Annotated in this window: 17 protein-coding genes; 1 reads left to right on the top strand and 16 read right to left on the bottom strand. The window is 44.3% G+C overall.

Annotated features, from left to right (window positions below; genetic code table 11):
- Positions 1–34: 34 nt before the first annotated feature.
- The 4 genes from J2T16_RS05715 to J2T16_RS05730 all read right to left on the bottom strand — a co-directional run bounded on the left by J2T16_RS05715 (position 35) and on the right by J2T16_RS05730 (position 2,859).
- The gene (locus J2T16_RS05715) at positions 35–517 is read right to left on the bottom strand and encodes a tetratricopeptide repeat protein (protein ID WP_499017941.1); all 483 of its coding nucleotides are present in this window, start codon (positions 515–517) and stop codon (positions 35–37) included.
- A gap of 121 nt (positions 518–638) precedes the next feature.
- Positions 639–1,496, bottom strand: a complete 858-nt coding sequence (cyoE, locus tag J2T16_RS05720; RefSeq protein ID WP_154886242.1) for a heme o synthase — start codon at positions 1,494–1,496, stop codon at positions 639–641.
- Positions 1,497–1,655: 159 nt separating this feature from the next.
- Positions 1,656–2,222 carry a hypothetical protein gene (locus J2T16_RS05725; protein WP_090920847.1) on the bottom strand — a complete coding sequence of 189 codons (567 nt, stop codon included), beginning with the start codon at positions 2,220–2,222 and terminating at the stop codon, positions 1,656–1,658.
- Positions 2,223–2,505: 283 nt separating this feature from the next.
- Positions 2,506–2,859, bottom strand: coding sequence for a DUF3243 domain-containing protein (locus J2T16_RS05730; protein WP_336122443.1), 354 nt, complete (start codon positions 2,857–2,859; stop codon positions 2,506–2,508).
- Between the two features lie 221 nt (positions 2,860–3,080).
- On the opposite strand from J2T16_RS05730, the gene J2T16_RS05735 reads away from it, so the two are divergent.
- Entirely contained in the window at positions 3,081–3,290 is a 210-nt protein-coding gene (locus J2T16_RS05735) for a hypothetical protein (protein ID WP_154958845.1), read from the top strand.
- Between the two features lie 89 nt (positions 3,291–3,379).
- On the opposite strand, the gene J2T16_RS05740 is transcribed toward J2T16_RS05735, so the two are convergent.
- The 12 genes from J2T16_RS05740 to J2T16_RS05795 form a co-directional block, all read right to left on the bottom strand.
- Positions 3,380–4,294 carry an FAD-dependent oxidoreductase gene (locus J2T16_RS05740; RefSeq protein ID WP_154958846.1) on the bottom strand — a complete coding sequence of 305 codons (915 nt, stop codon included), beginning with the start codon at positions 4,292–4,294 and terminating at the stop codon, positions 3,380–3,382.
- 186 nt (positions 4,295–4,480) lie between these two features.
- A complete protein-coding gene (locus J2T16_RS05745) occupies positions 4,481–6,124 on the bottom strand; it encodes an S-layer homology domain-containing protein (protein ID WP_261771627.1) in 1,644 nt (547 codons plus the stop codon).
- Between the two features lie 122 nt (positions 6,125–6,246).
- A complete protein-coding gene (locus J2T16_RS05750) occupies positions 6,247–6,846 on the bottom strand; it encodes a nitroreductase family protein (protein ID WP_090920855.1) in 600 nt (199 codons plus the stop codon).
- Positions 6,847–6,948: 102 nt separating this feature from the next.
- The gene (locus J2T16_RS05755) at positions 6,949–7,194 is read right to left on the bottom strand and encodes a YczO family protein (protein WP_186811697.1); all 246 of its coding nucleotides are present in this window, start codon (positions 7,192–7,194) and stop codon (positions 6,949–6,951) included.
- A gap of 241 nt (positions 7,195–7,435) precedes the next feature.
- Positions 7,436–8,284, bottom strand: coding sequence for an AraC family transcriptional regulator (locus J2T16_RS05760; RefSeq protein WP_260511142.1), 849 nt, complete (start codon positions 8,282–8,284; stop codon positions 7,436–7,438).
- Positions 8,285–8,370: 86 nt separating this feature from the next.
- On the bottom strand, positions 8,371–8,919 hold the full coding sequence (locus J2T16_RS05765) for a glutathione peroxidase (protein ID WP_154958848.1): 549 nt from the start codon (positions 8,917–8,919) through the stop codon (positions 8,371–8,373).
- 86 nt (positions 8,920–9,005) lie between these two features.
- Positions 9,006–9,485 carry a GyrI-like domain-containing protein gene (locus J2T16_RS05770; protein WP_090920863.1) on the bottom strand — a complete coding sequence of 160 codons (480 nt, stop codon included), beginning with the start codon at positions 9,483–9,485 and terminating at the stop codon, positions 9,006–9,008.
- Between the two features lie 76 nt (positions 9,486–9,561).
- Positions 9,562–10,419, bottom strand: coding sequence for an aminoglycoside phosphotransferase family protein (locus tag J2T16_RS05775; protein ID WP_260511132.1), 858 nt, complete (start codon positions 10,417–10,419; stop codon positions 9,562–9,564).
- A gap of 13 nt (positions 10,420–10,432) precedes the next feature.
- Positions 10,433–10,714, bottom strand: coding sequence for a hypothetical protein (locus J2T16_RS05780; RefSeq protein ID WP_260511133.1), 282 nt, complete (start codon positions 10,712–10,714; stop codon positions 10,433–10,435).
- Between the two features lie 15 nt (positions 10,715–10,729).
- A complete protein-coding gene (locus J2T16_RS05785) occupies positions 10,730–11,005 on the bottom strand; it encodes a hypothetical protein (RefSeq protein WP_418792744.1) in 276 nt (91 codons plus the stop codon).
- 248 nt (positions 11,006–11,253) lie between these two features.
- Positions 11,254–11,793: a GNAT family N-acetyltransferase gene (locus tag J2T16_RS05790; protein ID WP_154958850.1), complete on the bottom strand. Its 540-nt coding sequence runs from the start codon at positions 11,791–11,793 to the stop codon at positions 11,254–11,256.
- A 218-nt stretch (positions 11,794–12,011) separates the two neighbouring features.
- Positions 12,012–13,214, bottom strand: coding sequence for a cellulase family glycosylhydrolase (locus J2T16_RS05795; protein WP_154958851.1), 1,203 nt, complete (start codon positions 13,212–13,214; stop codon positions 12,012–12,014).
- Positions 13,215–13,370 lie beyond the last annotated feature (156 nt).

Consider the following 13,370-nt stretch of genomic DNA (forward strand, 5'->3'; position numbering starts at 1 on the left):
CACTCAGGTGAACAGGCTTAAAGACGATCCTATCTTATTCCCAGACCCGATCTAGCTGATCTGCATAGTAGCGTATCGCCCGGCTGTAGTCCATTATTCGCGGATCGCAAGAAGTATCCGCAAGCTGAACAAGCAGCCGCCCCATCGCTTCTGCGTGTTCGCCGAGATTATAGAGCACCATAGCATAGAATACCTCAAATTCCCGGTGCTCGGGAAATTCCGATATTCCTGCCAGCAGCCATGATTTGGCCTGCTCGTATTGTCCAAGCGTGCGATAAGTACTCCCTAGTCCGAGAATTGCACCAGCCCGATCTTCTGCCGATAATTCCAGCTGTAGTGCTTTTTCATAATAAGGCACAGCCTCACGTTCCAATCCTAGCGAGTCATGTGCCCATGCGAGTTGATACCAGCCTTCCCCATTTTCCGGCTCAAACTCCGTAATTTGGTTCAAAAGCTCAATTGCTTCCCTCACTTTGCCTTCCTGTCGCAGGCAGATCGCTTGTTGCAAATCACTCATGTTGTTGTCACATCCAATAGCTGTTAATAATAAACAAGCACATCTTGTAATAATACCAACAACGAGGTTGTCCGTTTTATTCCAAAATGTGCTCTCTAAGGGAATCCCTGCTCTCTTCTGTTTAAGACCAAGTTGTATTCACTACCATTAAGATGAACAGGAGCATTAGGTAATTGACCGAGATCAAAAAGTTAACCTTCGCCCACTTCTCATCATCCTGTGTTTTCAATCCGCCAAGTGTATGTACAAACCAGATCAAGCTGCTAATCAGAGATACAATCAGAAACACCAGTCCAACGTAATCAAAATAATACAACAGGAATACAGCAGGAATCAGCAGAAAAACATAAGGAATCATCTGTAGCTTGGTACGTTTCACACCTTTGACCACCGGTAAGAGTGGGAAGCCTGCAGCACGATACTCTTCCACACGGCGAATACCCAGCGACCAGAAATGTGGAGGCTGCCACAAAAATAACAGTGCAAACAACAGCCAGGCTCCTGCATCGATTTCATTCGTTACGGCGGTATACCCAATGACAGGTGGCATCGCCCCTGCAATTCCGCCCAGCGATGTGCTCCATGTCGATGTACGTTTTAGCCACATCGTATAGATCACAATATACGCAAACCAACCGAGCAAAGCCATCCAGCCGGATAACGGATTCACCAGTACAAACAATATCGCTAAACCAGCGACTCCGAGCACCAAGCCGTAACCAAGAACAAATCCTGGTTTCAGATGATTAATGTAATCCATTCTTTTTTTCGTTCGTTCCATCTTTTGATCCAGCTCACGGTCCCAATAATTATTGATGACACATGCCGAAGCAATGACGAGCGTTGAACCAATCACGACCATAAGCAGAGATATCCATGCGATATCCCATTGTGAAGCAACCCAGAAACCGACGGCAACCGCAAACACATTCAACCGTAACAGTCCGGGCTTGGTTAATGCAATCATGTCTTTAAACATCAGAAGCCTCCTGAATGATGTAAAAACGCCATTCCTATAATGATACATGTACCACCAATAAATTACAATCGCTTTCAACCATTTGTCATAACAAAAAGCATTCTTCACCGTTTACTTGAACGGAAAGAATGCTTTTTGGATTATTTGTATGTTATCTGTTTAAGGGATATACTGTTGTACAATTTTAATTACTTTTCCATCTTGAATCGTCAGGTGGTAAGGGAACACAGACATATCCAGAATGCGTTTATCCCCATACAACGACTCAAACTTGGTCAAGCTTACGGGTTCGTTCCACTGAATTTCCGCCCCCTGAACCGTACCATCACGGTCATACAGTTGCATGAGAACGTTGGCGTCAGCTTTGACCTCAACCTGCTCTTGTTCTTTGTTATCATTAACAATATAGTAACCGTCAGGTGCTTCGTCCATGCCCGCATCCGGATTACGTTGTTTGAAAATCGTATTGGCTTCCTCACCCTGATACCAGCCGATTTTATCTACAGTCAGCATTAATTTACCGTCTTCCACACGCATCCCGTCAATATAAGCTGTATATACTTCAGAATTGGCCAACTGGGCCTTATTAGCAGAAGGTGACTGAACATCGGTACGCTCCTCTGCGTTTGCAGGGGTAAGCAAATATGTAGTCAGCACGATGATGCCAAGTAAAGCCACTGCTGCACCGATCATCCGATATCTCCATTGTTTCGCCGCGTTCTTCATGCCAGCATCTCTCCTTATTTCATACGTCTCTTAATTATTAAACGAAAGCTTTTCTTCTCAAACGGACACGCCAAACATTAACGATTCGTTTATGTTGTACTCATCATACGTCATAGCACCTTCTGAAAAGTATCAGCCAGATTAAAAATAGTTACAATTCGCGTCATCACTACTGAGCTTGTCCACCGCTTTACATGGAGAAACCCCAAATCAGCTGCATTCGGGGTTTCTGCTGTATCTATATTAATCTATGCTTGTACAGTCCATTTATGCCTGAACTTCTTTAATGACTTGTTCTGGTGTCTTGCGCCAAACGAACCAGCATATGAGCGAGCATATGGCGTTCCTCTTCTTTACCAACGTTCCAGAGTTCCTGTAATAGCTTCTCTTCCCGGTTGCGAGGTTCTTCGTTAGTTGCCAGATGATCTGCTACTTTTTGTGCAATTTTAGCCATTTGTTCTTCACTTAAACCGATGGATTCGCCCATGGCAATCCGTTTACCGAGGTATTCCTTGAATGCATCAAAATTTTGTAAAATGTGGTCTCTTTCCTCCGGTGCAATCTTTTCGATTGCGTTGTCTACCTGATCTGTGGAAACCTGCCCGTCTTTGTGGATCACATGATTTTGTTCATTCATGCTTATTACCTCCTTCAGTTTAATTGCATATTCATTTTGGTGACTTATGTTGAGCTTGCAATAAGCTTCACAACCTTGGGTCATTTATAATATAAACGTCTCGCTGAAGTTTAATCAGCCGTTTCAAAAATCGTAGTTCGGTTAAACGTTTTACATATACATGTAGATGTTTGGTTATGTTAGTAAACATTGATTACTACCGAATTTAAGGAGGAGATCTCATGAATGACAAACCTAAACATGACAAAACAACCGATGAACTCAAACCCGGTGTAAATACCGTCATTGAACCAGACAAAAAAAATCCGGGACCTACGGACATGATTGAAGGTGTCGTCGGAGATATTGTAGACAACATTCGCAAAGACTTTACCCATAAAGGACATGATCATTCTTCCAATAAAAATGTAACAGATGAACCGGGTAAATAATCCTTAAAAGAAACGCACGAAAACAAGTCCTCCTAAACCAACTGGAAAATAGAGGACTTGTTTTTTTGTGTTTTTTTTATTATATGCTATTAACCCTTAGCCATCTTCTGTAACGCTTTGTGAATCCAGATGGCCGCAATCGCGCCTTCGCCCATAGCAACAGTCGCTTGTTCGGCATGTATACCAAGATCTCCAGCAATCCAGACGTGAGGAGCCGCCTGCATACTACGAGGATTCGCTTCTACATGTTTATTGTCTGCAATGACGGCTCCAAGCTGCTCAGCGAGCTCATAGTGAACCCGGTTCCCGCCAAAGGCGATAAATCCACGTTCTGATTCAAAAACCTGACCATCTTCGGTTAAAACACCTGTAATATGACCGTCCTCCATCTGTTGCACTTCCTGTACCGCTGCTTCAAGATAACGGACTCCTGCTTGCTTCATTTGACGATGAAGGTCAGCCGAGATCGCTGTTTGCTCGTGGTTGATATATAAAAGATCATTAGTACGTTCAATTAAGGTCATGGCCATATTCGCTCCAGCTTCGCCAGCCCCCAGCAGGATCGTTCGCTTCCCTTGAATCTCATAACCATCACAGTCAGGGCATACATACACGGTTCGGCCGAGTGTAGACTTCAGTCCCGGAATATCAGGTATTCGATCCGATAACCCGGTTGCCAGCAGCACTGTTTTGGCCTGATACAGGGTTCCAGAGGACCCTTTAAGCCTGATCTTGTCCTCATGCACACGCATGGCTTCTACAATTCGATCCTTTTCAAACAAAACACCTGTCTGCTCAGCTTGCATCCTGCCAATGGCCCGTAATTCTTTGCCCGACACCCCATCCGGATAACCGAGAATGTTATGATAGGTTCGGCATAACGTTGATCGGCCTTCCCCAGCATCGACTACCAGTACTTGATGCGCTGAATAACGTCCCAGCTGAATGGCTGCCTGAAGCCCTGCAATCCCTCCGCCCACAATAATACAATCCATCTCTCGCATGTTATTCCCTCCTGAATATCCAGTACTCTCTCTTTTTAAAAAGTATATTTTTGCATGATGATTCTTGTCCTTCTATACATTAAACCGTACAAACAGGCTTAAACGGCCTGACTTATTCCATAGCTTAAACCAAAAATAAAAGACCCAAACCTCCGGTTTCAAACGAAAGGTTTCGGTCTTCAAGTGTTAGAACTGATACGATTCGAAACGCATAGCATTGGTGATGGCGTTCCATACATCCGCAGTTTCGCCGCCCATATACCAGTAAGCCAGTCCTGCAATGTTTCGCTCACCACTCATCCGAACTTTGGCAGACAAGGAGCGACTCTCTTCCGCCCAGATGGCTCGTGCCACCGATTTAGACGTGTAGTTAATCATATACTGCTTCAGCTGTGTATCCCAGTTTCTTAGCGAACCTGATGCTGATGCCCGCACTCCTTGCTCTCCCAGTGTAATGTCCCAGGAAGCTGTTGCAGGATTCACGGTGGACCAATCCCGCGTATATAGTGGAAGCGCCAAAATAGTCTTGGTACGTGGTACTTCGGAGAGCATCTTTGTCAGTGCTCGATCCACCCATGGAAGCGAAGCGACCGAACCGGGCTTGGGGTCACCGTTCCAATGCTCTTCATAACTCATAAGTACCATATAATCCGAGATCGCCCCCAGCTTGACGTAGTCAAAGGCTGCCGTCCAATCTGAACCGAGATTGGGAGATACATCAACCGATACCACAGCGCCAAGTGTGTGCAAGGATTTCGTTAACGAAGTCACAAACGCGGTAAAGCCTTCGCGATCGACAGGATCTACATTTTCAAAATCCACATTAATACCGCCGAGTTTATATTTTTTCACATAAGCACTCACTTGATTGACAACTGCTTCCCGGTTCGCTGAGCTCGACAGCATCTGATGTGTCATCTCCTTATTGGAACGGTTACCCAGCATCGGCCACAGCGCTCTGCCCGAAGCAGATGCCCAAGAGATCAATGTGGCATTGGCGTGATCCGAAACGTTCATATCTTTATTCAGGAAAAACCAACGCGGAACGACCGTGTTCACAGGCGACTGGTCGACTTGTCTTATAAATTCTGCTGTCGATGAATTATACTGCCATCCCAGTTGAATCCCATGATCCTGCTTCCGCTGAATTTGCGTGGCCCATGTGTTGTTTTGCAAGATCGAATCCAGCATCACTGCTGCCTCTTCCCGTGTGACTTGGTCAGCCGGCCGGAACATGCCGCTACTTCCGCGCATTAATCCAAGTTGATGCACCTTCTGTACATATGGAAGAGCCCAGCTTGAGATGTCCGCTGCGTCTGCATATGTATTGTATATACTATCGCTTGCCACAGGGCGCTGTTTCAGCATACGAACAAGCAAAGCAGCTGCCTCTTCCCGTGTAATGGAAGCGTTAGGCTGAAACTGGTTCTGGCCTTTACCCTCAAGAATCGATAGATTAGTCATCGCAGCTACGTTACCGTAATACCAAGCTTTCGCAGAAATATCTGCAAAAGGTTTAATGTTGTTTGAAACTGGCTCTAGTCCGAGCAATCGAACCGCAAATGATGCAAATTCAGCGCGTGTGACCGCTTTTTTCGGTTCAAACGTGTGCTCCGTTGTTCCTGCTACAATCCCTTTTTGTACCAGTCGCGCAATGGCTTCTTTTGCGAAGCTTTTGCTTGTATCCTGAAAGGTCGGCTGCCCACTCCCCGCCCCGTTAACGATACTTCCATTTCCAATCACTGAACCGAATAAAATGACGCCGCTTAATACGATCTTCCATACGGGATGAAAGGTTCGAGAAGCTCTATTATCATTTACTATTTTCACATTAAAAAGCCTCACTTCAATAGATTACGATCTTCATTATCGTATCAAATTGAAGCGAGGCCGTATGTGGTTAAATATTGGTAATGTTCAAGAATTACTTGTGTACTTTAATGCGTTCTTCCTTACTTGTGTACTTTGACGCGCTCTTCAATCGGTTGGAACTCTTTCTCGCCTGGGGTTGCGGTTGGTTTACCAAACGGCATCTGAGCGATCAGTCTCCAGTGCTCCGGAATATTCCATTCTTGCTTCACTTTTTCATCAATCAGTGGATTATAGTGTTGTAGGGATGCCCCCAGTCCTTCTTGCTCCAATGCAGTCCAGATGACCAGTTGCAACATACCATTGGATTGGTTAGACCAGATCGGGAAGTTGTCTGCGTAAGCAGCAAAGTTTTGTTGAAGCTGCGCTACCACATTGTTGTCTTCGAAAAACAGAACCGTACCGTAGCCACTACGGAAACCTGCCATTTTCTCAGCTGTGGATTGGAATGCCTCTTCGTTGCCCACAACTTCACGCAAAATTTCTTCCGTGTGATTCCATAGTTTATCATGCTGTTCACCAAGCAATACGACTGCCCGGGAAGTCTGTGAGTTAAATGCAGTTGGTGTATACTTTACCGCTTCTTCGACGATTTCCTGAATTTTAGCATCCGAGATTGTGGATTCCTTACTGATTCCATAATAAGATCTTCTGTTCTTCAACGCATCAAAAAAAGTAGACATTCATATACGCCTCCTAAGTCATTTGTAGTTCATTGCCGATAAGGTAACTATAATATAGTAACATACATTAGTCAATAAACTATTTTATTTTCATTATATTATTTAATCCCTCTTACGATAGTCTGCCCGGTATTTCTCTTCTGTAGCCGAATTACTTTTCGTCTGATCCTTATTCTTCTCTTCCTGCGCTTCCATGTTCAAATCTTGCATTGGAATGGGATCAACCGTTTGTTCTTGCTCGTATCGATCCAACATGCTTTCATGTTCAGTCTTATGTTGCTCCGGGTGGTCTGGCATCTTATCTCGTTTGCCATTTTCCCGTTGTTGCGCCGGTGTTTGCTTCTCCATTCACTTTTCGCCTCCTGTAATCGTCTTTTTCTCGTTACCTTTCTTTACCTGTTCGTTTGGCATTCTAAACATCTGCGTTACGTGAAGGGTGCTGACTCCTGCTCGCTATTTGCTCATTGGTATAAAAATAAAGCTAAAGAAGCCGACCACGATGAATCTGCGGTTCGGCTTCTACATAGCAACCATTTATTCCTCGTTTACGCTAACAGCGCTAAACTTCGTTTCAACATCCCTATCGACCCTACAGCTGCCGAGGCAGCTGACTTCGATACAGATCAGGCGAACAGCCCACGCTTTGTTTAAAAATTCGGCTAAAATGAGACAGCCTTTTAAAACCAGACAGTCGACTGGCCTCCGTCACACTCATCTCGGGCTGAAACTGGAATAGCAGTTTCGCCTGATTAATACGCCGGTCATATAAGTACTTAAATATGGTCAGTCCCGTCATCTCCTTGAACATACCTGCCAAATAGGGCTTGGACAGATGTAGTTCCTGAGCGAGATCATCCAGACCGATGTCATGCATGTAATTCGTATCCACGTATCGGATGATATGCTGGACATGTCTTTCTTTTTCCGATGAAGAACGCTGTTCCTGCACATGTCCCTGACAGATCTCTGCTACACAATATAACAGATCACAGACCCGGATATGCATACGCTCCTGTCTGAATCTGGATGAGTGAGAAGATAACTGGTGCAGATCATGTAGCAGTGCTTCGAATTCGGCGCGAACCTCACCGGTCAGGTTCACCCGGCAATTGCCCAGCTCATCGAACGGCTTCAGCACTTCATGGATGCGCTCGGGATGCAGGCTTTTACGAATGGCAGAAGGGTCGAAATGAAGCGTTGTGCGAACGTAAGGTTTACCAACTTTGGGATGCGGCCGATGCAAAGTCAGTCCATGCATTAACACCAAGTCCCCCGGCTCCAGTGCATATACCCGATCTCCAATAATATAAGTGCATTCCCCTTCATGAAAATAATAAATCTCATAGTGTGGATGCGAATGAAATCCGTCCGAATTACCCGGGTCAAACTGACTGGTGGCTCTATAGGTATACGCCAGTGGGGAATTAAACTGCATCATGCTTGGCACATCATCACCTCCTGTGCAAAAAAAGAAAGCGGGATACAACGTTATGCTTGGTTGCCCCGCTAATGTTCATCTAAATTTTATAACAACTCTCGGATACTTGCTTTGATCTCGTCCATGGAATCCACCGGCTCGAAGCGCCGAACGACTTGACCTTCTGCATCAATCAGGAATTTGGTAAAATTCCATTTGATCGCATCGCCGTGCAGCCACTCTGGTGCTTTGTCTGCCACCATCAGCTTGAGCAGTTTGGCCTGAATGTCGCTTTCATCAAAGCCGGCAAACGGACCTGACTTTTTCAAAAAGTCGTACAACGGATGCGCTTCCTCTCCATTCACATCCAGTTTCGCAAACATCGGGAATTTCACCCCGTAGTTGATCTGACAGAAAGACTCGGCTTCTGTACTGCTACCTGGCTCCTGCTCCGCAAACTGATTACATGGGAAGCCAATGACCTGCAATCCCTGATCCTTGTACTCATCATATAACTTCTGGATATCATCGAATTGATGCGTATATTTACATTTGCTTGCCGTGTTCACAATCAGTACAGGCTTTCCTTCATATTGAAAGAGCGGAAAACGCTCTCCACTCGTTCTCGTCACAGTGAAATCATAGATCGTTGGCATAAGTCGAAGTGCACCTCGCAATAGTATGTAGTTACTTGTTTTGTAGAGTCATCTTTCATTATATACGAAGTCAGTCATGACGAATACTAAGATTGCAAAGCCACATAAACATCGATCTCGTTATTGACACTATCCGGCTGGTAGCGTTCATCCCAGATTTCAAAATCATAACACTCAGGTGTGTATCCAGCATCTTCTAACCACTGTCCATAGATGTAGTCATATGTATCACCTATGTCGGATTCTAGTCCTCTGTGCGTACATGTAACGTATGAACGAGCTGGCACATGATGAATAATCATTCCAGGCGGCGTGCCCTCCGTCTCGTTTACTTCATAGCATAATACATGTGCGAATGGATCTACTTTGGCATTAAAATCCTCATAGGACGGATACAGCTGCATTAAGAGAACCTGGTCGTTTTTCCGATGCTTGATCTGATCCCTCTTCTCTATTAACTTATCATAAAGATTCTGTCGTAATCCTGCCTCAAACTCTTCCACCGTAGCTTCAATGCGATACCCTGCAACATGAAATGCAGCCAATGTAACGATCTTCGTTTCCATCTTTTTCTCCCCCAATGAAAAAATAGAATACAAACCGTTTTAACGTTGCATTTACCCGAAAAAGTTACGACAAAAACTATGTCCACTCTTGCCAATGTTGCTCCAGAAAAATCACTTCTCTCTCGTAGTGAGCCAGATGACCTTCTTCAACCATTTTCACAAAGGCTAAGTCTCCTGCTAATGCACGATCCTCTAAAGTTTTGCACATAAAGCGAATACGTGACACGACCCAATCTTTCAGATCAGGTGGAACATGTGAACCGTAAGCTTTCATAAACAATTCAATGCGTTTTTTCCGAACGTTTGCGTGCATTTCTCTATCATATGAGGCAACCGATTTCCCTTGCTCTTCAAGCTTGGGCGAAAAATTCGCAAGAGGTACACACGTATATAAAGTATAGGCAATATCCCACATACGCGGCCCCGGGCATGCCAGATCAAAATCAATAATGCCCTGCGGCAAACCTTGTCTGAACACGATGTTGTATAAAGCAAAGTCGTTATGGCAGACCACTTCGGAATTCTCTGAATTTGTATCAACTGATTTATGTGAGTGTTCATCTCTACCTATGCCTGGATAAAGGTTAACAGGCTGTTCCACCGTGGTGAAATTTACGGTTGCATCGTGATAGGCTCTTAATAAATGGGCAACGGAAATCAGTGATTCGTCTGACCACATGTAACTTTCGATCTCCGGATAATCATTACCCGGGACGTCTCCGTCAAGGTAAGAGAGTATTTCCCTGCCCTTCTCATCCATGCCCAGATACTTCGGTGCCTGATGGAAGCCTTCTTTTTCCAGATGCGAGAGCAGTTCGTGTACATAACGATTTGCGTTAATACTCGGGTCACTACCCCGGCGAACCGTATCTCCAACGCGCACAACTTCATTCACGTTACCACCTGTTAACTTCTCCTCCGGTTGTTCAGACAACTTGCATCCTCCTCTATTTGTAATTCTCTGGCCGCTCCTGCTGACGTTTATTTTTGTTTTTGTACGTTCCTGGGAAACCGGCAACCAGCAATACAAACCCAACAAAAAACATGAAATATACGAGTAGTCCTGTGGGTACATCTACCTTCTGCGTAACTTCTCGCAAACCTTGCTCCGATCCGCTTCCCGACTCAACCAATGCTGCTGATAATCGGATAGACATTCGTTCAAGTGTGGATATGAACACACTCGCAACCATTAACACGACACCCAGAATCTTGTTCATCTGATTCAAAATATAACCCCCTTCTTATTCAAAACAAATCTCACTGTACACTCCGGTCAAAAAGGTCTTTAGCGTTTGAGCCAGTACATAGTGGTTGGGCAGGTCTTTAGTAATGACGCCTCCGATATTACCTGCCTCGCCTTGGGTTAAGCACGTTAGTTGAAGCTCATTCGAATTCCCATATATGTATGAGAGCAAGTATTCCAGTGGCTGTTCTTGATATATTCGAATTTTGGTACCTGCCCAGATCGGCTCCTGATCCTGAATCTCCTCCATTGGAATCCATACCTCTGTTGTCAAAACAACAACCTCCTTCAATACACTTCACCTCAATTATAATCCATGTTCTTCCATTAAGGAATTTCTATAACTTTTTAAACGAGGTATGCAGTAGTTTTTATCCCGGAGTTTTCACCAATGCTTCTACGAATGAAGCTATACCTAGTTTCATAAGGTCGTGTTTCCCTGTATATCAAATAGCACCGTCATCTCTGACGGCGCCGTGTATACTCTTTTACTATTCTTTGATGACTCTCAACCAGTGGTTCTTACGTAGCTAAAATGTGATGCAATTCCATATGACTTTCGAGAAAAGTAGCACGTTCGACATGGTACAAATCATATATGGACTGCTTCGCATTAATGGAATGCGTGACCTCTGGATACAGGTCATTGGAGAGGTTAACGTAAGGTAGTTTCTCCACCGCTTTGCGGGAACGAACATTTTGTTTGCGTATTTTCATAAAAACCGTCTGTATATCTTGTTCAAGAAACAATTCTGTCAAAAACGCGGACTTGGCTCTTTGACTGTATCCTTGTCCGAAATAAGGAGCACCAATCCAAGTTGCCAGAAATCCAGTCTGGTTGACAATCTGATACAGATCAATAGTGCCAATTGCGGTGCCTGTTTCATTCAAAATCGTACGCGTTATAACACTTCCCTGTTCTTCTTCTGCGATCAACTGCCTCGTTAAAAACATAAATTCCTCTTGCGACTGACATGCATAACGAACATAAGGGGAAACTGCGGGATCCATCATCAAGCTGTACAGAGATTGACATTCATGCATCTCACGCTTCTTCAACATTCTGTCTACCACCCAATCCTTCAAGTTCGCTAGATCAAAGCAAAATTAAGTATAACCATGATTGTGTGGCATTTAATGAATTCTACTTGCGGCTTGTGTAAAAATTCATGAGAAATTACGAGTGAACTCGCATCACCTTTTTTGAGAAAACATACTAAAGCGGCATGTCCCTGGTTATAAGAAACATGCCGCCCCATTCTTGCTTCTGACAACATCAATTATTGCATGCCTTGCATGATCGCATTAATGATATTTTGCTGTGTTACCGTATTGTTAAACCGGTTGAACAGCGCGAATCCATGCTGGCCGTTGAACCCGTTGTCCCAATAAACTGGAACCATTTTATATTTTTTCGCCTTGGCAGTCACGGCTTTGGCATAAACCGCACGATAGGTACTGTTGCTGGAATCATAAGAAGATTTATCGATGGAACCGAACTCACCCATAACGACTGGATAACCTTGAGTCACAAATTTATCGTACATAGATTTGAACTGAGATTCCAAGTAATCCTCTTGCCCCCATGTCGATCTTTTGGAAGGATTCGTCGCGGTAGCTCCCCATTGCGTAATGTTTCCATTTTCTTCACCAGCAAAATCCCATGGCGAGTAATAGTGTGCCGAGATCATGATTCGCTTCTGAGAGCTTGGAATGGCGGAAGATCTGAAATTATCACTTGGAACGACAAAACCATAATTGCCCACAGTGTAGTCTATGTTTGTGTTCCAGCCTGGAACAAGCAACCATCTTGCATTGTTGTTGCCACCTGTTTTGCGAACGGTATCCACAAAGATCTGATTGTACGCATTCAAGTTACCATAATAAGACGTATTCGGATTGTTGTAATTTCCGTCAAACACCTCATTCATAGATTCAAAAATCAGACGTTCGTTATAATTACTGAACTTGTTGGCAACTTGTTGCCACACCTTTTGATACTTCTCACGAATAACGTTCTGATTGCCACTGTTCACATGTAACCACGAGCCCGGAATCGAGTGGAACCCGTCTCCATGCATATTGATGACTACGTATAAACCTTCGTTATACGCATAGTCCACCACTTGCTGTATACGATTAAGCCAAGATGCATTCACTGTATAATTGGGAGCGCTTCCAATATAGTTCAGATAAGAAATCGGAATACGAATCGTTTTAAAACCTGCCGCTTTTACCTTTTTGATCAGCTCAGGTGTGATCGTTGGATTGCCCCATGACGTTTCATTCGGTGTTCCGTTCACGGTTGCTTCCAGCTGATTACCCAGATTCCAGCCTGCACCCATCTCCGCAGTAATCTGCGCAGCGGTTAATGATCTCATATCAGCGGCCGATGCTTTAGAGCCCCATCCCGCAAACGCCGCTGTGGCCATAAAAAGCAGTGCCAAACTGGCTATGCCAAATTTTTTAAACGTTTTCGTCATAACGGTACCTCCGCTTATTTTATTTTAGAACAAGCAGTGCAGTTATTCTAGTGATTCATCTAGATGGTTAAAAAATGGATTGATTGAAGAAATACGAAAATATATTCCTCCCTTCTCTATGAATAGAGTGGTGAGCGAAAAAACGGTTCGCACCAA

Origin of the sequence: Paenibacillus intestini (assembly GCF_030803945.1) — a bacterium.
Lineage (GTDB): Bacteria > Bacillota > Bacilli > Paenibacillales > Paenibacillaceae > Paenibacillus > Paenibacillus polysaccharolyticus.